Here is a 21,553-nt window from a genome sequence, read left to right as displayed (position 1 = left end):
TCGCCCTTGATCGCGTGTGTTGCCCTTCGCCTGTGCGCTGGGTATAAGTCTCGATGGTTGAGCGGGAATCATTCCGCTGGACGATCAGAGACGCTAGGAGTGAACAGGAGAAGGTGACGTGAACAGACGCAAGTTCTTGCTTACGCCCATCGCCGGCGCGCTAGCGATGGTTTCGTTGAGTCTGACGCAACCCGCGCCGACGGCAGCACAGACGAAGGTCGTCAACGTGTATTCGGCGCGACACTACGGCGCGCTCGAAAAGGTCTTTGCCGAGTTCACGCGCGAGACCGGCATCCAGGTTCGCCTGTCCAACGCCTCGACGCAGGCGTTGCTGGAGCGGCTGCGCGCCGAGGGACCGCAGACGCCGGCCGACGTGTTCTTCGTCATTGACGTTGGGACGCTGCAGATCGCTGCCGAGGAGGGGCTGCTGCAGCCCCTCCAGTCGGAGGTGTTGAACGCGGTCATCCCCCCTGAACTGCGCGACCCGAAGGGGCGCTGGTATGCGCTATCCTTGCGCTATCGCACCCTGATGTACAACCCCGCCAAGGTCAAGCCGAGCGAACTCTCAACCTACGAGGCATTGGCCGACCGGAAGTGGCGTGGCCGGTTGTGCATGCGTCCCGCCACACACATCTACACCGTGTCGTTGGTCGCCAGCATGATCGCCAACCTCGGCGAACGGCGCACCGAGCAAGTAGTGCGCGGTTGGATGGCCAATCGCCCGATCTTCATTGACAGCGATAGCCGCATTCTGGACACCATCGCAGCCGGCAAGTGCGACGTGGGGATCACCAACCATTACTACCTTGGCAACAAGCTGAAGTCCGATCCGAACTTTCCGGTGAAGCTATTCTGGGCCAACCAGAAGGATCGCGGTGTGCAGGTCAACCTCTCCGGCGCCGGCGTGACGGCGAACGCGCCCAACCGAGAGAACGCGGTTAAGCTGCTCGAGTGGCTCGCCACGCGCGGTCAGGACCCAGGCGTGGCCGGCCTGCCCGGCGGCAACAGCGAGTATCCGGTCAATCCCTCTGCCCAACCGCCCGAGGTGTTGAGCCAATTCGGCTCGTTCAAGGCCGACCTGGCCTCACTGCCCCAATACGGGCCGTTGCAAACAAAAGCGATCAAGCTGCTTGAGCGAGTCGGTTACAAATGACCCCTCAAACTGTGCCGGCATAATCTTCTTTCGGGCAGGGTCGGGGTGTGTGCTTGACCCTGCCCGCGAATCACCCGCTCTGGAATTGGAACGCACAAGTACACTCCCCTGGCCGGGTCGCGTTGCAGCCGTTGGCCGGCGACGACCGTCCTTCGACGCCGGCGCGTTGGCCGCAGCGATCCCCGCCTTTTTGGTCCTGTTGCCGTTGATCGGCCTGGCGCTGACCTGGCTGCACCTCGACGGAGAAATTTGGGCGCATCTGTGGCGCACGCTGCTGCCGGAGATGCTGCTGAACACGACGCTGCTCATGCTGGGCGTCGGCGCGACGACGCTGGCGCTGGGCACAACGCTGGCTTGGCTGGTCACCACCTACACGTTCCCCGGTGTGAAGTTGATCGAGTGGATGCTGGTCTTGCCCGTCGCCCTCCCCGGTTACATCCTGGGCTACGTCTCGATGTCGCTGTTTGACTACGCCGGCCCCGTCCAAACGCAGCTCCGCGCCTGGTTGGGTCCGGACTTCGAGCTGTTCGAGTTCCGCTCGCTGCCGGGCGCGATTTTCGTGCTCAGCCTGGCGCTCTATCCGTATGTGTATCTGCTGGCGCGGGCAGCGTTTCGCGAGCAATCGGCTGCGCAGCGCGACGCTGCGCGCGCCGCCGGCCTGAGTGATCGCGCGATCTTCTGGCGCGTAGCGTTGCCTTTGGCGCGACCGTCGCTGGCCGCCGGCGTGGCGCTGGCGCTGATGGAAACGCTGACCGACTTCGCCGTGGTGCGCTACTTCAACGTCGTCACGTTGAGCGAAGGCGTCGTGCGGCTGTGGATCATCCAAATGGACCGCGACGCGGCGGTGCAACTGGCATCGCTACTGATGATGATGGCGCTGGGCATCGTGCTGATCGAGCGCCGATTGCGCAGCCGCGCGCGCTATTATCAACTCGGCGGCCATTCGCGGCCAATCGCGCCCATTCGTTTGTCCGGCCCGCGCGTGGTCGCGGCCCTGGTCGGGCCGCTCGCGCTGTTGTTCGTGGCGTTTGGCCTGCCGGTGGCCCAACTGGCGCAGTGGGCGGTCGCCGAGATGGCGAGCGCCGAGCCGGGCACGCTCGACGCGACGTTCGGTCAATACTTGTTCAACACGCTGGCCCTGTCGCTGGGCGCGGCGCTGTTCGTCGTCGCCGTGGCGCTGGGGATAGCCTACGCGCTGCGCCCACGAGGATCGCAGGCCAAGGCGAACGCTGTCCTACGCTTCCTCGCGCACCTGGCTACGCTGGGCTACGCGATACCAGGCGCCGTAGTTGCGCTGGGTGTGTTGTTGTTGCTGGCGCCGCTGAACGAGACCGTGCTGGCCTGGACCGGCGGCGCCGTGCTGCTGAGTGCCTCTGTGGTCGGGTTGCTCTATGGCTATCTGGTGCGCTTCCTGGCCATCGGCTTCAGCGGCGTCGAAGCCAGCCTGGAGAAGGTGACGCCGAACATGGAGATGGCGGCGCGCAGTTTGGGCGCTGCGCCGGCGCGCGTGCTGACCCGCGTTCATTTGCCATTGATGCGCACGGGCGTCCTAGCGGCATTGTTGCTCGTGTTCGTGGATACGTTGAAGGAACTGCCGGTCACCATGTTTCTGCGTCCGTTCGGCATGGAGACGTTGTCGGTGTGGACGTATATGCTAGCCTCGGAATCGGCCTGGCAGGCGGCGGCTGTGCCTGCGCTGACCATCGTCCTGGCTAGCGTCGGGCCGGCGTTGCTGCTCATCCGCCTCTCGCGCTCCGGCGCGCAGAACAACTGGGAAACTCGCCTATGACGCCGGCCTTGCGCGTCTGCAACGTCTCAAAGCGCTTCGGGGTCAAAGACGCTTACGCAGTTTACCGGGCATCGCTCGAGGTCAAGCTCGGTCAGATCGTGGTGCTGCTGGGCCCCAGCGGCTGCGGCAAAACTACCCTGCTGCGCCTGATCAGCGGGCTGGAAACGCCGGAGCCTGACCCAGCGGCATCCATCGCCATCGGCGATCGAATGGTGTTCGGGCCGGGGGTGAACACGCTGCCGGAGAAGCGCGGCGTGGGGATGGTCTTTCAAGACTACGCGCTCTTCCCCCACCTGACCGTAGTCGCCAACGTCGCCTTTGGTTTGCGTGGCTTGGACAGGGCCGAGGCCTTGGCCCGAGCAATGGCCATGCTCGACCAAGTGCAGTTGAGCGGTCTGGCCCAGCGTTACCCCCATGAGCTTTCCGGTGGGCAACAGCAGCGCGTCGCGCTGGCGCGCGCGCTGGCGCCGCAGCCGCAGTTGCTCTTGCTGGATGAGCCGTTCTCCAACCTCGATCATGAGCTGCGCGTCGCGCTTCGCGATGAGATGCGCAGCGTGCTGAAGCGCAGCGGCGTGGCGGCCTTGTTCGTCACGCACGACCGCGAAGAGGCCCTCAGCCTGGCCGACGCGCTGGCGGTTATGCGCCATGGGCGCATCGTGCAGATGGGGACGCCGCGCGAACTGTACGCCTGCCCCGCTTCACCGTTCGTGGCGCGCTTTCTCGGCGAGGCGAACTTCTTGCCGGCGCAGGCATACGGCGACTACGCCGAATGTGTCCTGGGGCGCGTAGCGCTCGCATCGCCTGCGCGCGGCTGCGTGCAGTTGCTCATCCGCCCAGAAGCGCTGGAAGTATCCGCGGACCCGGACGGACGCGGCTGCGTGGAGCAGGTGCTCTATTTCGGCCATGACCAGTTGCTATCGTTGCGCCTGGATGGCTGCGAGCGCTTGCTGGCGCGCACCGATGGCGCATTGGCGATGCCGATGGGCGCGCGCGTCAGCATACGCCCTCGCGAGCCGGTGCGCGCGTTCGAGCAGACAGGCAGCAATGGAACCGATGGGGCGACAGACGCAACCGACTCTCTCTAGCATAGGCAAATTTCTATGAACCAGTTGGCTTATGGACACCGCTTGCTCATCGGTGATGTGCTGGCCGTAGCTGCGTTCGTCGTTGTCGGGCAGTACTCCCACAACATGACCGCCATGGCTAACGCTGCGCTTCGTGCGGTCGAACAGATCGCAGCGATCGGCTTGCCGTTCATGTTGTTAGCGTGGCTGTTAGGCGCATACCCCGCGCACCGCCCAGCGACGTGGGCGAAGGTAGGACGCCTCTTGCTGCGCTCGACGTTGGCGTTTCTCTACGCCGCGCCGGCCGGCCTATTCATCCGCGCCTGGTTGCTCGGCCAGCCGACCGTACTGCTCGCTTTTGCCGGCGTGGCGCTGCTCTTCAGCGCGATGTTCGTCCTGGGGTGGCGTGTCATCTTCGCCGTCGTGGGCGTGGCGCTATCCAAACGGCGGCCGCAGCGATGGAAGGAGCCGATGGCGTGACGCCGATGATTCCCGCGCATGTCCTGATGAAGCGCCTGGCCGGCGCAGATCCGCCGGTGTGGTTGACGTTCGGGACCCAGAGGCATATGCCGCCGGCCACGTGCCCGGCGCAATCAACATCCCGCTGGCTGAGCTGGAGGACCGACTGAGCGAGTTGGCGGCTGGCGCGCCGATCGCCATGCATTGCGGGATGGCGCATCGCGGCGAGTCGCGCGGGGAGCGCGCGGCTACGTTGTGGCGCGCGCAAGGGTTCGACGCCAGCGCCCTGGAGGGTGGGCTGCCTGCGTGGCAGCACAGGCCGAGGCCTTAGTGCTGGCCAACACCGCCGCCGGCGCGATGCAGCCCATGAACGAGGATCACCGCAACAACCTGCTGGACTATGCGCGCGGGCTGGCCGGTTTCGACTGGGCCGAGAATGCTGAGATGATCACCCGCGACCGCCATGGTTTCGACCTGCGCGCCACCGGCCAAGGCAAGCAGGCGACGGCGCGCATCGCCTTCGACCTGCTGCTGACATGAAAGAGTTCCAGGCTGGGCGTGTTTCGTTCAGTGTTTCGCAGGTCGAAGTAACCAGCTTTATGCCGGTTTTGGAGCGGGTAGGCGAAATTCGCCAGTCGTTGGCCGAGATGTGCGAGCAACGCGGCTATGAACTGGCTGCTCTGATGGTCACCGACATCACGGCGAATAACAGCCTGCTGATTGCTAGCGGGCCGGCCAAGTATCTCGAAAGGCTGCCTTTCTCGCGCAAAGACGAAGGGGTGTGGGACATGCCCGGCATCGTGTCGCGCAAGAAGCAACTCTTGCCGACGCTGTTGGGGGTGCTGCAAGGGTAAAGTTACCGTCTTGTCTATGAATGAACGAAGGATGTTTTGGCGCTGGATCGCCTTGCTGGCGTTGCTGGGCATGTCTGCTGTGATTAGGCCGGCGCCGGCGCTTGCGTTGGTCGAGCCTTACCAGGCCGAGTTCCTCATCAGCGATGAAGAATTCAACGACCCATATGCTATGTCGTGCGATCAGATTCAGACGTTCCTCAACGAGCGGCCGGGCATCCTGAAAGGGTTTGTTGATGGCGATAAGTCGGCTGCGCAGCATATCTGCGAGCAGGCTAATCGGTTTGGCATCAATCCACGCTTGTTGCTGACGATGGTTCAGAAAGAGCAGGGCTTATTGACTGCGCGCACCCCTTCGGACTACGCCATCAACTGGGCAGCCGGCTGTGGGCCGGGATGGGCATCCACAAAAGGGTTTGGTGTGCAAATGGAGTGCGCGGCGCGCACCTTGCGCCGGCGCTTCGATAACGCGGCGCTGGGCGAGATGGTGGATGGCGTCACGCCGATCAATCGTGCAACGCTGGCGCTGTATCGTTACACGACGCATGTGGCCGGCAACCTGAATTTCTGGAGAATTTGGAATGGCTACTGGCCGGCCAGTGCAGCCACACCCATGCCGACCGAGATTGTGGTTGATAGCCGGTTTGCAGAAACCACGCCAAAGCTGGTGAATGATTGCCGCAAGGGCTGGGTGGTGGGCGCGCGCGCTGGCGACGGCCATCACTTTGTGACACCCAATGTCGCATCGGCTGCTGAATCTACCAACAGCGTGGTCTGGCGGCCCAACTTGCCGCGCGCAGGCGTGTATCAAGTGTACGTGTTTGTGCCCAACCGTGCGGCGCTAATGTGGACATGCGGCGGTGGCAACCCCGTGTGGGATACCAGCAGCGCCCGTTACACCGTCAAGCACCGCGATGGGGACACGACCTATGCGGTGAATCAGGCGCCGCTGCACGATGTGTGGGTAAACATCGGCGCGTACTACTTCAACGCCGGCATGGATGGCTACGTGCGCCTGAGCGATGTTACTGGCGAACCCTCGCTGACGCGCTATGTCTCCTTCGACGATGTGAAGTTCGTATTCATGGGGCAGTAGGCCGTTATGCGATTCCCAGCCGGCGATTGGCCTCGATGATGGCCGCATCGGCGGCCCAAAAAATGTTGTGCGCGCCAATCTCCTCGGTCAGCCTTGATTGATCCAGCATCGCGCGCACCTGAGGCTGCAAGGCGCACAACATCAATTCGCCCCCACAGCGGTGCTGCGCCTCGATCAACTCCTCGATCAGTTCCAAGCCGCTCACGTCGATGAGCGGCACGCCGCGCATGGACACAATTAGCACCCGGCAACACTGGTGCTCGCCGTACTCACGGCGGAATGCCTGGGCCGCGGCAAAGAACAACGGGCCGGTGACATACATCACGCTGATGTCAGGGTGCGTGCTGGGGATCTGATGGCCGCGCGCTTGAAGCATCTTGACATCCACCTCTTTGCGGTTGACCGACACATTGCTGGACTGGTAGACGTATAGAAGCGCGCTCAGCCCGACGCCGATGATGATGGCCTGTGTCAGGTCGAGCAAAGCGGTGGCGATCATCGTGATCAGAAACAGCAAGATGGCGCTGCGGAAGCGATGGCGGAACATCCAGCGAATTTCTTCCCATTCGTTCATGCGGATGGCCGTGGCCATCAGCACCCCGGCCAGGGCAGCCAGTGGCACGCGGGCAATGATCGGCCCCAGCAACAGCACGCACAACAGCAGGATGACGCCGTGCAGCACGCTGGTGAGGCGCGTTTGCCCGCCGCTGTTAATGGCCACGCTGGTGCGGGCAATCGCCGCCGTTGCCGGTACACCGCCGAAGAAAGGAATGAGCATATTGCCGATCCCCTGAGCAATCAATTCCTGGTCGCCATCCATTTTTGCGCCGGTCGCTTTGCTGCCCACAGCCCCGCACAGCAGCGACTCGATCGCGCCCAGCGCTGCCACGCTCAGAGCCGGCACGATGAGTTCTGGCACCTGTTGAAGCGTTTCCGCATTCAGGGTCAGCCGTTGGTCAAGCAGAATTGAGCGGGGAATATTGCCGATGACCGGCTCTTGCCAGTTCAGCATCAGTGTCAGCACAGATGCAAACACCAGACCCAGCAAAGACCCCGGCACGCGCTTGCTGATCGACTTGGGCAGCAAGAAGATGGCAGCCAGCACCACGCCGGCGGTCGCCATCGTCTGCCAATTGATCGGGTAGTCGAAGCGCAGGAAACCGAGCAGTTTGAGTACGGTGCTTTCATGGCTGATCCCGAGTGCGTTGAGGAAGGGGATCTCGGCCGGTGGCACCTGCGCGCCGACGAAGTTGCCAAGCTGGCCGACGAAGATGATGATGGCGATTCCACTGGTGAAGCCGGTGATGACCGGTCTGGGAATGAGCAGCACCGTTCGCCCCAGCCTGAAAATGCCGACCAGCAGGATCAGCGCGCCGGCCATCAGGCCGACCAGCAGCAACGCCTGCGGCCCGTATTGATTGGCGACTAGGATCAGCACGGCGGACATGGCACCGGTTGGCCCGCTGATCTGGAAGGGTGCGCCTGACAATCCACCGATGACGATGCCGGCCAGGATGGCAGTCACCAGGCCGGCGGCCGGCGTGCTGCCCGAAGCGATGCCGAATGCCAGCGCCAGCGGCAGCGCGACGGCTGCAACGGTTAGGCCGGCCAGCAGGTCTTTTTGAAAGGTGTTGAATGAGTAATCGCGGAACTCGTCTCGAATGAGTTGAATGAGGGGGATAAGGGGGATATTCATACTGCTTGTGCGGCTATTCCTTTCGGCGCAGGACGAGTCAGGCGCCTGTCATCATTTTCGCGCCGGCGCATTGGCCCGGCGCAATTCAGCCAGCAACGCCTGATCGCTGACGATCTGGTTATTGAAAATGTCGCGCGCCACATCCATCAATGTGAACAACAACGGATCGCGCGCTGCATAGAAGACGGTCGTGCCTTCCTTGCGCGCCGTCACAACGCCGGCGGTGCGCAAGCGGGCCAGTTGCTGCGACACGGTGGACTGGTCGGCGCCCAGCGCAGTTTGAATGGCGTTGACGCTTTGTTCGCCCTGCCGCAGCTGTTCTAGGATTGCCAGGCGGACGGGATGCGCCAGCGCCTTGAAAAAAGCGGCCTTGAACTGATGCAGTGGCTGGTTCATGTTTCTTGCGAGAGGTGATTATATTTGAATAGTTGAATTTTATCAAACGCACTGTCTCTTTAGGGTGTGGCGCAGAAATTGTGGGCGACTTTTTCGGCAGCGGGAGCAACGTCGTTGGTCGCCAGCATGATCGCCAACCTCGGCGAACGGCGCACCGAGCAAGTAGTGCGCGGTTGGATGGCCAATCGCCCGATCTTCATTGACAGTGATAGCCGCATTCTGGATACCATCGCAGCCGGCAAGTGCGACGTGGGGATGACCAACCATTACTACCTTGGCAACAAGCTGAAAGCCGATCCGAGCTTTCCGGTGAAGCTGTTCCGGGCCAACCAGAAGGATCGCGGTGTGCAGGTCAACCTCTCCGGCGCCGGCGTGACGGCGAACGCGCCCAACCGAGAGAACGCGGTTAAGCTGCTCGAGTGGCTCGCCACGCGCGGTCAGGACCCGGGCGTGGCCGGCCTGCCCGGCGGCAACAGCGAGTATCCGGTCAATCCCTCTGCCCAACCGCCCGAGGTGTTGAGCCGATTCGGCTCGTTCAAGGCCGACCTGGCCTCACTGCCCCAATACGGGCCGTTGCAGACAAAAGCGATCAAGCTGCTTGAGCGAGTCGGTTACAAATGACCCCACAAACTGCGCCGGCATAATCTTCTTTCGGGCAGGGTCGGGGTGTGTGCTTGACCCTGCCCGCGAATCACCCGCTCTGGAAGTAGCATTGGAACGCACAAGTACACTCCCCTGGCCGGGTCGCGTTGCAGCCGTTAGCCGGCGACGGCCGGCCTTCGACGCCGGCGCGTTGGCCGCAGCGATCCCCGCCTTTTTGGTCCTGTTGCCGTTGATCGGCCTGGCGCTGACCTGGCTGCACCTCGACGGCGAAATTTGGGCCCACCTCTGGAGCACGCTGCTGCCGGAGATGCTGCTGAACACGACGCTGCTCATGCTGGGCGTCGGCGCGACGACGCTGGCGCTGGGCACAACGCTGGCTTGGCTGGTCACCACCTACACGTTCCCCGGTGTGAAGTTGATCGAGTGGATGCTGGTCTTGCCCGTCGCCCTCCCCGGTTACATCCTGGGCTACGTCTCGATGTCGCTGTTTGACTACGCCGGCCCCGTCCAAACGCAGCTCCGCGCCTGGTTGGGTCCGGACTTCGAGCTGTTCGAGTTCCGCTCGCTGCCGGGCGCGATTTTCGTGCTCAGCCTGGCGCTCTATCCGTATGTGTATCTGCTGGCGCGGGCAGCGTTTCGCGAGCAATCGGCTGCGCAGCGCGACGCTGCGCGCGCCGCCGGCCTGAGTGATCGCGCGATCTTCTGGCGCGTAGCGTTGCCTTTGGCGCGACCGTCGCTGGCCGCCGGCGTGGCGCTGGCGCTGATGGAAACGCTGACCGACTTCGCCGTGGTGCGCTACTTCAACGTCGTCACGTTGAGCGAAGGCGTCGTGCGGCTGTGGATCATCCAAATGGACCGCGACGCGGCGGTGCAACTGGCATCGCTACTGATGATGATGGCGCTGGGCATCGTGCTGATCGAGCGCCGATTGCGCAGCCGCGCGCGCTATTATCAACTCGGCGGCCATTCGCGGCCAATCGCGCCCATTCGTTTGTCCGGCCCGCGCGTGGTCGCGGCCCTGGTCGGGCCGCTCGCGCTGTTGTTCGTGGCGTTTGGCCTGCCGGTGGCCCAACTGGCGCAGTGGGCGGTCGCCGAGATGGCGAGCGCCGAGCCGGGCACGCTCGACGCGACGTTCGGTCAATACTTGTTCAACACGCTGGCCCTGTCGCTGGGCGCGGCGCTGTTCGTCGTCGCCGTGGCGCTGGGGATAGCCTACGCGCTGCGCCCACGAGGATCGCAGGCCAAGGCGAACGCTGTCCTACGCTTCCTCGCGCACCTGGCTACGCTGGGCTACGCGATACCAGGCGCCGTAGTTGCGCTGGGTGTGTTGTTGTTGCTGGCGCCGCTGAACGAGACCGTGCTGGCCTGGACCGGCGGCGCCGTGCTGCTGAGTGCCTCTGTGGTCGGGTTGCTCTATGGCTATCTGGTGCGCTTCCTGGCCATCGGCTTCAGCGGCGTCGAAGCCAGCCTGGAGAAGGTGACGCCGAACATGGAGATGGCGGCGCGCAGTTTGGGCGCTGCGCCGGCGCGCGTGCTGACCCGCGTTCATTTGCCATTGATGCGCACGGGCGTCCTAGCGGCATTGTTGCTCGTGTTCGTGGATACGTTGAAGGAACTGCCGGTCACCATGTTTCTGCGTCCGTTCGGCATGGAGACGTTGTCGGTGTGGACGTATATGCTAGCCTCGGAATCGGCCTGGCAGGCGGCGGCTGTGCCTGCGCTGACCATCGTCCTGGCTAGCGTCGGGCCGGCGTTGCTGCTCATCCGCCTCTCGCGCTCCGGCGCGCAGAACAACTGGGAAACTCGCCTATGACGCCGGCCTTGCGCGTCTGCAACGTCTCAAAGCGCTTCGGGGTCAAAGACGCTTACGCAGTTTACCGGGCATCGCTCGAGGTCAAGCTCGGTCAGATCGTGGTGCTGCTGGGCCCCAGCGGCTGCGGCAAAACTACCCTGCTGCGCCTGATCAGCGGGCTGGAAACGCCGGAGCCTGACCCAGCGGCATCCATCGCCATCGGCGATCGAATGGTGTTCGGGCCGGGGGTGAACACGCTGCCGGAGAAGCGCGGCGTGGGGATGGTCTTTCAAGACTACGCGCTCTTCCCCCACCTGACCGTAGTCGCCAACGTCGCCTTTGGTTTGCGTGGCTTGGACAGGGCCGAGGCCTTGGCCCGAGCAATGGCCATGCTCGACCAAGTGCAGTTGAGCGGTCTGGCCCAGCGTTACCCCCATGAGCTTTCCGGTGGGCAACAGCAGCGCGTCGCGCTGGCGCGCGCGCTGGCGCCGCAGCCGCAGTTGCTCTTGCTGGATGAGCCGTTCTCCAACCTCGATCATGAGCTGCGCGTCGCGCTTCGCGATGAGATGCGCAGCGTGCTGAAGCGCAGCGGCGTGGCGGCCTTGTTCGTCACGCACGACCGCGAAGAGGCCCTCAGCCTGGCCGACGCGCTGGCGGTTATGCGCCATGGGCGCATCGTGCAGATGGGGACGCCGCGCGAACTGTACGCCTGCCCCGCTTCACCGTTCGTGGCGCGCTTTCTCGGCGAGGCGAACTTCTTGCCGGCGCAGGCATACGGCGACTACGCCGAATGTGTCCTGGGGCGCGTAGCGCTCGCATCGCCTGCGCGCGGCTGCGTGCAGTTGCTCATCCGCCCAGAAGCGCTGGAAGTATCCGCGGACCCGGACGGACGCGGCTGCGTGGAGCAGGTGCTCTATTTCGGCCATGACCAGTTGCTATCGTTGCGCCTGGATGGCTGCGAGCGCTTGCTGGCGCGCACCGATGGCGCATTGGCGATGCCGATGGGCGCGCGCGTCAGCATACGCCCTCGCGAGCCGGTGCGCGCGTTCGAGCAGACAGGCAGCAATGGAACCGATGGGGCGACAGACGCAACCGACTCTCTCTAGCATAGGCAAATTTCTATGAACCAGTTGGCTTATGGACACCGCTTGCTCATCGGTGATGTGCTGGCCGTAGCTGCGTTCGTCGTTGTCGGGCAGTACTCCCACAACATGACCGCCATGGCTAACGCTGCGCTTCGTGCGGTCGAACAGATCGCAGCGATCGGCTTGCCGTTCATGTTGTTAGCGTGGCTGTTAGGCGCATACCCCGCGCACCGCCCAGCGACGTGGGCGAAGGTAGGACGCCTCTTGCTGCGCTCGACGTTGGCGTTTCTCTACGCCGCGCCGGCCGGCCTATTCATCCGCGCCTGGTTGCTCGGCCAGCCGACCGTACTGCTCGCTTTTGCCGGCGTGGCGCTGCTCTTCAGCGCGATGTTCGTCCTGGGGTGGCGTGTCATCTTCGCCGTCGTGGGCGTGGCGCTATCCAAACGGCGGCCGCAGCGATGGAAGGAGCCGATGGCGTGACGCCGATGATTCCCGCGCATGTCCTGATGAAGCGCCTGGCCGGCGCAGATCCGCCGGTGTGGTTGACGTTCGGGACCCAGAGGCATATGCCGCCGGCCACGTGCCCGGCGCAATCAACATCCCGCTGGCTGAGCTGGAGGACCGACTGAGCGAGTTGGCGGCTGGCGCGCCGATCGCCATGCATTGCGGGATGGCGCATCGCGGCGAGTCGCGCGGGGAGCGCGCGGCTACGTTGTGGCGCGCGCAAGGGTTCGACGCCAGCGCCCTGGAGGGTGGGCTGCCTGCGTGGCAGCACAGGCCGAGGCCTTAGTGCTGGCCAACACCGCCGCCGGCGCGATGCAGCCCATGAACGAGGATCACCGCAACAACCTGCTGGACTATGCGCGCGGGCTGGCCGGTTTCGACTGGGCCGAGAATGCTGAGATGATCACCCGCGACCGCCATGGTTTCGACCTGCGCGCCACCGGCCAAGGCAAGCAGGCGACGGCGCGCATCGCCTTCGACCCGCTGCTGACCGAGCCCGGCCAACTGCGCCCGGCAGTCGTCAAGCTGGCCCGACAGAAGCTGGCTGCATAAGCGACGCGCCGGTTCGGAAAGTGTTATCCTTTTCGCAGCGATGAATGACACAGTGCACGCCTTGCTGAACATCATCCGTGAGCGTCGCAGCTACGCGCTCAAGGAGCTTTCACCCGAGCCGGTCAACCTCGACGATGTGAAGTTGATGCTGGAGGCCGCGCGCTGGGCGCCGACGCATGGCATGACCGAGCCGTGGCGCTTCTGCGTGTTTGCCGGGGCGTCGCGCGCGGCGCTCGGCGAGCGTTTTGCCGAAGCCTATCGCCTGCTTACCCCGCCGGAGAAGTACGACCCAAAGGCGGAACAAGCCCAACGCGAACGCCCGTTCGCCGCGCCGGTCTGGATCAGTTTGGGCATGCTGCGCACCGGCCAAGACAAGATGCCGGAGTGGGAAGACCTGGCATCGGTCGCGATCGCTGCGCAGCATATCCACTTGATGGCGCATAGCATGGGCTACGCGTGTAAGTGGACGAGCGGCGAGATCGTGCGCCATGAGCGCGTGCTCGACCTGGTTGGGCTGAAACCACCTTCGAAGCTGCTCGGCTTCTTGTTCGTGGGCCGGCCGGCAAGCGGCGTCGTCCCGCAGGCCAGTCGCTCGCCTATCGAAGACAAGGTGATCTGGCGTGTGTGAGCCTGCGCCAGAACTTCACGCTAAATGAGTGTTCGGATCGCGTCGCGCATCGTCACGCATTGCAAGATGGCGCATCGCGGCGAGTCGCGCGGGGAGCGCGCGGCGGCTACTGCCGGCGTGCGATGAACACCCATGCGCCGGGCAGGGCCAGCGCGGCCAGCGCGGCTTTGATAACATCGCCCGGCAAAAACGGCAGCAGGCCGACCTCTAGCGCGCGCGGCCAGCCGACGAACTGAGCCAACCACGGTATGCCGATCGTGTAGATGATTGCGTTGCCCAGCGCCATCGCCAACAGCGTGCCCCAGAAGCGCCGATCCCAGCCGCGTTCGCTCAGCCAGCCGGTGAGCGCCGCGGCGAAGATGAAGCCGATCAGGTAGCCGCCGGTCGGGCCGAGCAGTCGCGTAACGCCGGATGCGCCGCCGGCGAAGAAAGGCAACCCGGCTGCCCCCTGTAACACATAGGCGACCAGTGCCAGCGCGCCGCGACGCCAGCCTAGCGCTGCGCCTACCAGCAGCACGCCCAAGGTCTGACCGGTGATCGGCACGGGCTGGAGCGGGATGACGATCTGTGCTAAAGCCGCGACGAGCCAGCTCCCGAGCAGCACCATCGCCGCATCGCGCCGGAGGCCGGCGCGCGCGTGCGGAAACAGCGTTTGGGCCAAGGTAGGGTAATTTGCGCTAAGCATAGTGTAGTGTCCCTTTACAGATTCATTTCAGTCAACCGATTAAGCCCCCTCGCGTTCAAAGGCGCCCACGCGAACTTGGGCTGATTGGGTTTAGCCCATACTATACCCTGCTGGCCCTGCACGACATCACACAGGCCTAGCCGGATCGGACGGGCCGACAGGCTATCAATGCATCAGCCAACCGCCAGGGCAAACGCATCTAAATTTTATTGCGCACCCGGTCCAGGAATCAGGCCTGGAGCTGCGCCGGCTCGAGCAGTGACGGCATGCGCCAAACGTGTCGTGCAAGGGGATACCGTTCGGCAACTCCAGAAACGTGCGAAACCACGCTTCTTCGGCCTTCCCATCGGTAAAGCGCTCGGCGCCGCAGATCACGGCGCTGAGTGCAATGACTGGGATCGCGATGAGCTTGTGTCGGCGTGTCCGCTCAACACGCCGGTCTACCAGGATGCTGAAGTGAGCGTGAATACTTGAGTCCGCGCTGCTATTGGACCGTATTTCACCTTCGTGTTGATATGATGCGTTAGCCCTGGGGCCGCCCTGGGGCCGCCCTGGGGCCGCCCCGCTCGCGTAGGCCTGAGGGCCTGAGGCAAGTATTGACAGGCAGGCTATTTTTCTTATCATGTGCGCCAGTGTGACCAGGGGCATCGCACACACAGCGGGATAAACTCCCGACCAAGCATAACCAAGCATAAGTGTTCGGCAATCCTTTTGGTAAAGGGGCGGTATGGCGTGTGCGTCACAGATTTGATTGTTTCGTAGCTTGATTCCCTGTTAGTAAGGAGGACAAAGATGAGCCATCTGGCGGCGCTGCTGACAAACAGTCGAAACCGCGTACAGCGACGGATAGTGAAGAATCGTAAACGGTTGCCCATCGCTCTGGCCGGCCTGCTGAGCCTGGCGGCGCTGGTTGTGGGTGTGCGCGCCGCCCATGCCCAGCTCCCACCCCCAACGGCCCAGGACGCCGCCAGTGATGCAGACTACGACCCGCCTGGCAACTGGCAAACCGGCGACAATGGCGGCTTTGGCATGGGGCCGTGGACGTTGACCACCACTAGCCTCAATCCTTCTGAGAATGGCCACTTCGTCGGCGACTCGACCGTCAACAACGGTATGGGGGGCGATAGCAATAACGACGGCGACGTGAACACAATGCCGGGCAATCGCGCCTGGGGCTTGTATGCCAATAGCGGGAACACCGCCAGCGCCGAGCGCAACTTCCTTCAACCGTTCACGCCCGGCAGCGTGTTCGAAATCTACATGGACAACGGCGACGTGCAAGTGGGCGGGACGGTTGGCTTCGCGCTGCGCAATGCCGCCGATCAAGACTTGCTGGAGGTTTACTTTGTCGGGGGCGCCATGCAATACATCGTGCACGGCAATACGCCGATCCCCTCCGGCGTCTCTTTCACCCGCGAAGGGGTGCGCGTCGTGATCACGCTGACCACTGCCACGACATACGAGGCCACCCTGACGCGGCTGGTGGATGGGGCCGGCGCCACCGTCAGCGGCGCGTTGCGCAACAATCCAGGGCCGATCGCCAAGCTGCGCCTGTTCAACGCCAATGCCGGCAGCGGCTCTGGCTCTGACCTGTTCTTCAACCGCATCAAGTACTACCGCGGGCGCGTGCTCAATCTGGACACCGGACGCGGCTATTTGAACATCCAGCCGGCCATTGACGACCCGGCCACCCAAGCCGGCCACACCATCAGCGTGGCAGCCGGCGTGTACACCGGCACGATCACGGTCACAAAGCCGGTCGCCATCATCGGCGCCGGCCCCGGCCAAACCGTGATTCAGTCGCTTTCGCCGGGCGTGGTGGTGACGCAGAGCAACGTCACCATCAGCAACACCTCCATCGTCGGCACCGGGAGCGACGTGGGCATCACCACCACCTTTGGCGTCACCGGCCTAACGGTGAGCAATGTGCACATCAGCAACTTCGCCCAAGGCATTGCGCTGCTCGGCGGGCACAGCCACGTGATCCAAAACAACGTGCTCACGCTGACCAACGTCCTCACCAGCGTCGGCGTGGGTATGAGCGGCGGCGCGCTCACGCCGATCACCAATGTGCTGATCAGTGGCAACGTGCTCACCAGCAGCGGTTACGCAGTGGTGGGTATTTTTGCTGACCAGAATCGGATTCTGAACAACCAGATGCGCTATGGCATTGCTGGCGTGCGCATGGCCGGCGCGGACGACAACGTGCTGGCGAACAACCTCATTGAGAACAACGCATCCTACGCGATCTACTTCGCGCCCGATGCGCCCCCGCTAGTTTCCTCGCCGACGCTCAGCAACAGCGGCAACCTGATCACCGGCAACGTGGCGCTGAATCATCCCAACGATCGCGGCATTCAGATCATCAATGCTTCGTCACCCGGCGTCGGCAACCAGATCATCAACAATACAGTCAAGCAAACCGGGGGCGAGGGCATTTTCATCGGCGCCGGGGCAGGGGATACCGACCTGGTGATCGCCGGTAACCTTGTCGAAGGGGTCTCGTCTGCCAGTGGGGCAGTTCGGGTCTCACCTGGCAGCAACGTCACGATCACCCACAACACGATCAGCGCCAGCCCAGGCGTGGGAGTCTTCCTGAGCGGCGGCACGGATCTCCGGCTTGATGGCAATATCATCATTAGCCATGCGCACGGCATCAGCGCAACAGGCCTCGGCGTGATCACCGTGACCAATAACCAGATCGAGCGCTATGGTGGTTGGGGCGTGCATGTGGACTCGGTGAACACTGCTATGGTTGCGGGCAATGCCCTCGATGCGCAGGGCGGCGCCGCGGGCATCGCGGTGGGCAGCATGAACGTCGCACACGTGCTCTCGAATACGATCCAAGGACACACTGGGCGAGGCGTCTATGGCTACAGCATGGGCGCGTTTCACGCCCTGGCCAACACGGTGCTGGGTGGGCAGCAAGGCATTGAGGTGACCAGCCTGGGCACGGCGCAGGTGATCTCGAACACGATTCAGGGCCATGCCCAGCGCGGCATCTATGCCTACGGCATCGGCGCGCTTCACGCCCTGACCAACACCGTGCTGGGCGGGCAACGCGGCGTTCATCTCAGCAGCGCGTCCGATGGGCTGATCGCCGGCAATATCATCTCCAATGCTGCTGATACGGGCATCTTCGTCCAGTATGTGACTACTACCGTCTCTGCCAACCAGGTCTTGAGCAACGGTGTTGGCTTGAGCTTCGAGAATGGCACTGCGCCCACGCCGCTCATCGCCACGCTCAACACATTTGCCCAAAACATCACGGGGGTGGTCTTCCTCGGTAGCCAGCCGGGGATGAACCTGACGCGCAACGCCATCGTCAGCAACAATGCCGGCGTCTATAACCAGAGCACTGCCCAGGTGTTGGCTGAGTGCAACTGGTACGGCGCCGCCAGCGGTCCGTCCGGCATCGGCCCCGGCAGCGGCGATAGCGTCTCGGCCAACGTGGACTACAACCCGTGGTTGCTGAGCAACGACTTGAACGGCCCCTGCGCCGGCGCCACGCTCGTGATCGAGAAGATCGTCAGCGGGCCGATCACGCCCACCACAAGCTGGCAGTTTACTGTAACCCTGTCCACCGGCACGCTGGCCTTCACCTTGCCGGCTGCCGGCGGCATGGCGACCTTCACCGGCCTCGACCTAGGCCCGACGTTGATCAGCGAGACCGCCAAGCTCGGCTACGTCGCTGCATCCGCCTGTTCGACCGGCGACACAGGCGGCAGCGCCATCGGCCTGACGTTGAGCGGCGCCGTGACCTGCACCTTCACCAACACCATCACGCCGGTTACGACCGTGATCACCGTCACGCCGGTGCTGACCAACGGCTGGGGGTACATCACCGAGACGGTTGGCCCCGGCGTCTTCCCGATCCCGTTCGACATTGTGCTGCCCCCGCCGGCCCCCACGCTGGGCGAAGCCAGCGCGCGCTTTGTGCTCACCGATGTGACCTGGCGACACATGTACGCCGCGCCGATCCTCACCGGCACCTTGCTGCGCGACATCACCGTGTTCGAGTATCGTCTGCGCTTCCCGGCCAGCAGCGGGCAGACGCCCTACATCAACATCGGCTGGGACGACGACGTGACCGACAGCAACACCGGCTTCCGCGGCCGGCTGGTGTACTCGCCCGACAGCCTGGCACCGGACACGTGGCACATCGTGGACGCGCGCAACGACCCGACGCCGCGCTGGTACACCACGCTGGCTGGGGCCACAGCCTGCAATTCGTTGAGCAATACTTGTACTTTCACGGACTTGATCGCCGCCTATCCCAACGCCGCGATCCATCCCGACAATCTGCTTGGTGCCCCGTTGGGCTTCATCGGCATCCGCGTGGGCGGCGGTAGCTCGACCGGCATCGGCTACGCCGACGGCCTGCGCGTGGGCGTGGGCGATCAGATCACGCTCTATGACTTCGAGGCGGCCCCGCCCACCACGATCACGCTCAGCGCCGACCCGACCAGCCTGCCGGTCGGCAACAGCGCGACGTTGACGGCCACCGTGCAGATTGCCAACGGCGATCCGGCCTCCGATGGGACGGTGGTGACCTTCACCACCAGCCTGGGCAGCGTGTCGCCCGTCACCGCGACCACCCTCGGCGGCGTGGCGACCGCGACGGTGTCGAGCAACATCGCCGGCGTGGCGACGGTGACGGCGACGGTGGGCAGCCTGAACGCCACCGCGCTGGTGACCTTCACCCCGGGCGCGCCGTACACCGTGACGTTGGTGGCCGCCCCGACGACGCTTGCTGTGGGCAACAGCAGCACGCTGACGGCGACGGTGACCGACCAGTACGGCAACGCGGTGGCCGATGGCACGGCGGTGAGCTTTGCCACCACGCTGGGCACGCTGGGCAGCGCCACGCTGAACACCAGCGCCGGCCAGGCGGTGAACACGCTCGGCTCGACCACACCCGGCGTGGCGACGGTGACGGCGACGGTGGGCAGCCTGAACGCCACCGCGCTGGTGACCTTCACCCCGGGCGCGCCGTACACCGTCAGCCTGAGCCTGACGCCGGCCCTCATCTACGCCAACGGCATCAGCCAGAGCGTGGCCGTGGCCACGGTGACCGACCAATACGGCAACCCCGTGCCGGGCGTGAGCGTGAGCTTCTTCGCCGGCGTGGGGAGCTTCAGCCCGACCGGCGGCGCGACGAACGCGGCCGGCCAGGTCACAGCGACCCTGACTTCGCTGACGCCGGCGATTGAGAACGTGTTCGCGGTGGTCAGCGGCGTGGGCTTCGCCCAGGTGCAGGCCACCTACACCAACCCGCCGGCGGCCACGGCGCCGCTCACCGGCACGCTGGGCACGCTGACGCAGACCTTCGGCGTGGTGCGCAAGGGCAATCTAATCACCTACACGGTGCAGGTCACCAACACCGGCGCGGGCCAGCTCAACAACGTGCTGATCTACGCGCCGATCCCCAGCGGCACGACCTACGTGGCCGGCTCGGCCAGCGGCGGCAACTACTTTGGCAGCAGCGCGCTGTTGCTGTCGGGTGAAGGTGGGCCGGCGACGCCGTTCGGGCCGCACGCGGTGCTGAACGCCGTGACGTGGGCCGGCAACCTGCCGGGTGGGGCGTCGCATACGCTCAGCTACGTTGTCCAGGTTCAGATTTTGGAGGGCCAGGTGGTCAATCAGCCCAAGGTGTACGTGGACAACGCCGACACCGGCATTGACCTGAGCAGCACGGTGGAAGTCGTAGCGTATAAGCTCTTCGTACCTGTCGTGAGAAAGACATCGTAGTCACGTTGGTGCGCGGAAGTGAGACGCGGGCGCGGCTAGGGGTCTGGCTGCGCCCGCACGCTTTAAGCAGGAGTTATCCGAAGATCAAGGTGCGCAGGCTGAGCGCGACGACGACAAGGCCAATCATGACCATCAGGGGACGCAGCGGCAGGCGCTTGGTGAGCCAAGCGGCCAGCGGGGCAGCCGGCAAGCCGCCCAGCGCCAACCCAATGACCGCTGTCCAGTGATTGAAGCTGAGGGTGGTGGTGAAAGTCGCCGTTGCTGCCAGGGTGACGAAGAATTCCACCGCATTGGCGCTGCCGATGGCGGTGCGCACATGGTTGCCGCGCGAGAGCAGCGTGGTGGCTACGATTGGTCCCCATCCACCGCCCCCCACTGTATCCAGGAATGCGCCGACGAAGCCCAGCGTGCCCAGGTGCTCGGTCACCGTGCGCGGTGGGAGCTGGCGAAAGGCTTTCCCAATGATGACCAGCCCCATGATCAGCAGGTAGAGGGCAATGTAAGGCCGAAGGGCCTCGCCGGGCAGATGCGAGAGTATGAGCGCTCCGAGCACAGCGCCGAGGATGGCCGGTGCGACGAGGCCGCGAAGCAGCCGTTGATCTACGTTGCCGAACGCGCGATGGGCAATTGCCGATGCGCCGGTGGTGAAGCATTCCGCAGTGTGCACTGTGGCGCTGGAGAGCACCGGTGGCACGCCCAGGGTGATGAGCAAGGATGAAGCGACAGTGCCGTAGGCCATGCCCAATGCGCCATCCACCATTTGCGCGGCGAAGCCCACCAGCACAAACCACCAAAATTCGTTGGAGAACATCAGCTTGAATGTTTCGGGTGGGACACTATCAGCAAACGTTAGCACAAACCACCAAAATTCGTTGGAGAACATCAGCGGGTGCGCATGAGCACGAAGGCGAATGCTACCACGTCGCCTCCCTCAGGCGGCTAGAATATCGGCCTTGTCGTCGGTGACCCGCACGCGTCGTTCCATCGCCCTCGCGCGCGGCTCCAGCTCGGCAACCGCTGCGTCCACCTCCCATTCGGCGATCTCCGCTGACGGCAGCGGCGGCCTGCTTCCCATGTCCACGGCAACCCCCGTCCCGCGCCTGCGGCCCCGCGCCTCCCCGTTACACCACCTGCCCCAACGCTTGCTGATGGGCCGGCATACCTGCTCTGCGAGCGCCTGCACATCCCACTACGCTCCGCGTCTGTGTGAAAGTGCGGTTCGCCGGCTTGGCTCAGACAGTTCGGCCCCCGCCATCCCGCAGCCGCGTAGCGCTGGGCCGACGGATGGTGAGATGCTCGCGAAATGAGATGTCAACGCCTTGGGGTTTACGCCGCTGCGGCGCGCAAGGCTTCGGCGCGGTCGGTGTGCTCCCAGGGCAGGTCAATATCGGTGCGGCCGAAGTGGCCGTACGCCGCCGTCTGGCGATAGATCGGGCGACGCAGGTTGAG

22 protein-coding genes and 1 pseudogene are annotated in these 21,553 nt (G+C 64.2%); 16 read left to right on the top strand and 7 right to left on the bottom strand.

All coding sequences use genetic code 11. The features are described 5' to 3' along the window. The first annotated feature begins 118 nt into the window (after window positions 1–118). The 8 genes from GXH28_RS10910 (at window position 119) to GXH28_RS10880 (ending at window position 6,412) form a co-directional block, all read left to right on the top strand. The gene (locus tag GXH28_RS10910; protein ID WP_320447950.1) at window positions 119–1,153 is read left to right on the top strand and encodes an extracellular solute-binding protein; all 1,035 of its coding nucleotides are present in this window, start codon (window positions 119–121) and stop codon (window positions 1,151–1,153) included. Window positions 1,154–1,238: 85 nt separating this feature from the next. Further along, a complete protein-coding gene (locus tag GXH28_RS10905) occupies window positions 1,239–2,942 on the top strand; it encodes an ABC transporter permease (RefSeq protein ID WP_169239058.1) in 1,704 nt (567 codons plus the stop codon). After that, complete coding sequence (locus GXH28_RS10900) at window positions 2,939–4,027, top strand: ABC transporter ATP-binding protein (RefSeq protein ID WP_169239050.1); 1,089 nt, start codon at window positions 2,939–2,941, stop codon at window positions 4,025–4,027. The genes GXH28_RS10905 and GXH28_RS10900 overlap by 4 nt, the downstream gene beginning before the upstream one ends. A gap of 15 nt (window positions 4,028–4,042) precedes the next feature. Further along, complete coding sequence (locus GXH28_RS16430) at window positions 4,043–4,486, top strand: DUF3054 domain-containing protein (RefSeq protein ID WP_240550344.1); 444 nt, start codon at window positions 4,043–4,045, stop codon at window positions 4,484–4,486. A gap of 58 nt (window positions 4,487–4,544) precedes the next feature. Beyond that, the gene (locus tag GXH28_RS16425) at window positions 4,545–4,796 is read left to right on the top strand and encodes a rhodanese-like domain-containing protein (RefSeq protein WP_320447949.1); all 252 of its coding nucleotides are present in this window, start codon (window positions 4,545–4,547) and stop codon (window positions 4,794–4,796) included. Next, window positions 4,772–5,005: a DUF2470 domain-containing protein gene (locus GXH28_RS10890; protein WP_169239057.1), complete on the top strand. Its 234-nt coding sequence runs from the start codon at window positions 4,772–4,774 to the stop codon at window positions 5,003–5,005. Before GXH28_RS16425 ends, GXH28_RS10890 begins: the two co-directional genes overlap by 25 nt. Then, window positions 5,002–5,319, top strand: a complete 318-nt coding sequence (locus GXH28_RS10885; protein ID WP_169239056.1) for a DHHA2 domain-containing protein — start codon at window positions 5,002–5,004, stop codon at window positions 5,317–5,319. Before GXH28_RS10890 ends, GXH28_RS10885 begins: the two co-directional genes overlap by 4 nt. Window positions 5,320–5,335: 16 nt before the next feature. After that, on the top strand, window positions 5,336–6,412 hold the full coding sequence (locus GXH28_RS10880; RefSeq protein WP_169239055.1) for a golvesin C-terminal-like domain-containing protein: 1,077 nt from the start codon (window positions 5,336–5,338) through the stop codon (window positions 6,410–6,412). Between the two features lie 4 nt (window positions 6,413–6,416). On the opposite strand, the gene GXH28_RS10875 is transcribed toward GXH28_RS10880, so the two are convergent. Both GXH28_RS10875 and GXH28_RS10870 read right to left on the bottom strand, forming a co-directional pair. Further along, entirely contained in the window at window positions 6,417–8,108 is a 1,692-nt protein-coding gene (locus GXH28_RS10875) for a SulP family inorganic anion transporter (RefSeq protein WP_169239054.1), read from the bottom strand. Between the two features lie 51 nt (window positions 8,109–8,159). Further along, on the bottom strand, window positions 8,160–8,504 hold the full coding sequence (locus GXH28_RS10870; RefSeq protein WP_169239053.1) for an ArsR/SmtB family transcription factor: 345 nt from the start codon (window positions 8,502–8,504) through the stop codon (window positions 8,160–8,162). Between the two features lie 66 nt (window positions 8,505–8,570). On the opposite strand from GXH28_RS10870, the gene GXH28_RS10865 reads away from it, so the two are divergent. The 7 genes from GXH28_RS10865 (at window position 8,571) to GXH28_RS10840 (ending at window position 13,668) form a co-directional block, all read left to right on the top strand. After that, window positions 8,571–9,125 (top strand): hypothetical protein, encoded by a 555-nt coding sequence (locus GXH28_RS10865; RefSeq protein WP_169239052.1) that lies wholly within the window; start codon window positions 8,571–8,573, stop codon window positions 9,123–9,125. 91 nt (window positions 9,126–9,216) lie between these two features. Continuing rightward, window positions 9,217–10,920: an ABC transporter permease gene (locus tag GXH28_RS10860; protein ID WP_169239051.1), complete on the top strand. Its 1,704-nt coding sequence runs from the start codon at window positions 9,217–9,219 to the stop codon at window positions 10,918–10,920. Further along, a complete protein-coding gene (locus GXH28_RS10855) occupies window positions 10,917–12,005 on the top strand; it encodes an ABC transporter ATP-binding protein (protein WP_169239050.1) in 1,089 nt (362 codons plus the stop codon). Before GXH28_RS10860 ends, GXH28_RS10855 begins: the two co-directional genes overlap by 4 nt. Before the next feature lie 15 nt (window positions 12,006–12,020). Beyond that, window positions 12,021–12,464 (top strand): DUF3054 domain-containing protein, encoded by a 444-nt coding sequence (locus GXH28_RS16420; protein ID WP_240550344.1) that lies wholly within the window; start codon window positions 12,021–12,023, stop codon window positions 12,462–12,464. 58 nt (window positions 12,465–12,522) lie between these two features. Further along, window positions 12,523–12,774, top strand: a complete 252-nt coding sequence (locus GXH28_RS16415; RefSeq protein ID WP_320447949.1) for a rhodanese-like domain-containing protein — start codon at window positions 12,523–12,525, stop codon at window positions 12,772–12,774. After that, a complete protein-coding gene (locus GXH28_RS10845) occupies window positions 12,750–13,040 on the top strand; it encodes a DUF2470 domain-containing protein (RefSeq protein WP_169239048.1) in 291 nt (96 codons plus the stop codon). The genes GXH28_RS16415 and GXH28_RS10845 overlap by 25 nt, the downstream gene beginning before the upstream one ends. Window positions 13,041–13,080: 40 nt before the next feature. Next, on the top strand, window positions 13,081–13,668 hold the full coding sequence (locus GXH28_RS10840; protein WP_169239047.1) for a nitroreductase family protein: 588 nt from the start codon (window positions 13,081–13,083) through the stop codon (window positions 13,666–13,668). 106 nt (window positions 13,669–13,774) lie between these two features. Here GXH28_RS10840 and GXH28_RS10835 read toward each other — a convergent pair whose 3' ends face one another. Both GXH28_RS10835 and GXH28_RS16410 read right to left on the bottom strand, forming a co-directional pair. Continuing rightward, on the bottom strand, window positions 13,775–14,353 hold the full coding sequence (locus tag GXH28_RS10835; RefSeq protein WP_169239046.1) for a biotin transporter BioY: 579 nt from the start codon (window positions 14,351–14,353) through the stop codon (window positions 13,775–13,777). Window positions 14,354–14,626: 273 nt separating this feature from the next. After that, a pseudogene (locus GXH28_RS16410) lies at window positions 14,627–14,821 on the bottom strand (transposase family protein); the annotation flags it as partial. A 399-nt stretch (window positions 14,822–15,220) separates the two neighbouring features. On the opposite strand from GXH28_RS16410, the gene GXH28_RS10825 reads away from it, so the two are divergent. After that, window positions 15,221–20,104: a right-handed parallel beta-helix repeat-containing protein gene (locus GXH28_RS10825; RefSeq protein WP_169239044.1), complete on the top strand. Its 4,884-nt coding sequence runs from the start codon at window positions 15,221–15,223 to the stop codon at window positions 20,102–20,104. Window positions 20,105–20,177: 73 nt separating this feature from the next. Here the strand turns inward: GXH28_RS10825 and GXH28_RS10820 are convergent, their stop codons facing one another. The 3 genes from GXH28_RS10820 to GXH28_RS10810 form a co-directional block, all read right to left on the bottom strand. Beyond that, window positions 20,178–20,915, bottom strand: coding sequence for a sulfite exporter TauE/SafE family protein (locus GXH28_RS10820; protein ID WP_169239043.1), 738 nt, complete (start codon window positions 20,913–20,915; stop codon window positions 20,178–20,180). A 120-nt stretch (window positions 20,916–21,035) separates the two neighbouring features. After that, complete coding sequence (locus GXH28_RS10815) at window positions 21,036–21,179, bottom strand: hypothetical protein (RefSeq protein WP_169239042.1); 144 nt, start codon at window positions 21,177–21,179, stop codon at window positions 21,036–21,038. 251 nt (window positions 21,180–21,430) lie between these two features. Beyond that, a partial coding sequence (locus tag GXH28_RS10810) for a methionine adenosyltransferase domain-containing protein (protein WP_169239041.1) occupies window positions 21,431–21,553 on the bottom strand: 123 nt, incomplete at its 5' end.

The sequence above is a fragment of the Candidatus Roseilinea sp. NK_OTU-006 genome (genome assembly GCF_012931985.1).
Taxonomy (GTDB): domain Bacteria; phylum Chloroflexota; class Anaerolineae; order J036; family Brachytrichaceae; genus JAAFGM01.
Note: the sequence above shows the minus strand (reverse complement) of the source record. Positions and strands in the feature narration are given on the sequence as shown.

Excerpts from the sequence above, each read along its gene's own strand:
- GXH28_RS10855 (WP_169239050.1), top strand. The coding sequence starts at position 10,917 with ATGACGCCGGCCTTGCGCGTCTGCAACGTCTCAAAGCGCTTCGGGGTC.
- GXH28_RS10815 (WP_169239042.1), bottom strand. The coding sequence starts at position 21,179 with ATGGGAAGCAGGCCGCCGCTGCCGTCAGCGGAGATCGCCGAATGGGAG.
- GXH28_RS16420 (WP_240550344.1), top strand. The coding sequence starts at position 12,021 with ATGAACCAGTTGGCTTATGGACACCGCTTGCTCATCGGTGATGTGCTG.
- GXH28_RS10820 (WP_169239043.1), bottom strand. The coding sequence starts at position 20,915 with ATGTTCTCCAACGAATTTTGGTGGTTTGTGCTGGTGGGCTTCGCCGCG.
- GXH28_RS10840 (WP_169239047.1), top strand. The coding sequence starts at position 13,081 with ATGAATGACACAGTGCACGCCTTGCTGAACATCATCCGTGAGCGTCGC.
- GXH28_RS10835 (WP_169239046.1), bottom strand. The coding sequence starts at position 14,353 with ATGCTTAGCGCAAATTACCCTACCTTGGCCCAAACGCTGTTTCCGCAC.
- GXH28_RS10875 (WP_169239054.1), bottom strand. The coding sequence starts at position 8,108 with ATGAATATCCCCCTTATCCCCCTCATTCAACTCATTCGAGACGAGTTC.
- GXH28_RS10900 (WP_169239050.1), top strand. The coding sequence starts at position 2,939 with ATGACGCCGGCCTTGCGCGTCTGCAACGTCTCAAAGCGCTTCGGGGTC.
- GXH28_RS10870 (WP_169239053.1), bottom strand. The coding sequence starts at position 8,504 with ATGAACCAGCCACTGCATCAGTTCAAGGCCGCTTTTTTCAAGGCGCTG.
- GXH28_RS10885 (WP_169239056.1), top strand. The coding sequence starts at position 5,002 with ATGAAAGAGTTCCAGGCTGGGCGTGTTTCGTTCAGTGTTTCGCAGGTC.
- GXH28_RS16430 (WP_240550344.1), top strand. The coding sequence starts at position 4,043 with ATGAACCAGTTGGCTTATGGACACCGCTTGCTCATCGGTGATGTGCTG.
- GXH28_RS10880 (WP_169239055.1), top strand. The coding sequence starts at position 5,336 with ATGAATGAACGAAGGATGTTTTGGCGCTGGATCGCCTTGCTGGCGTTG.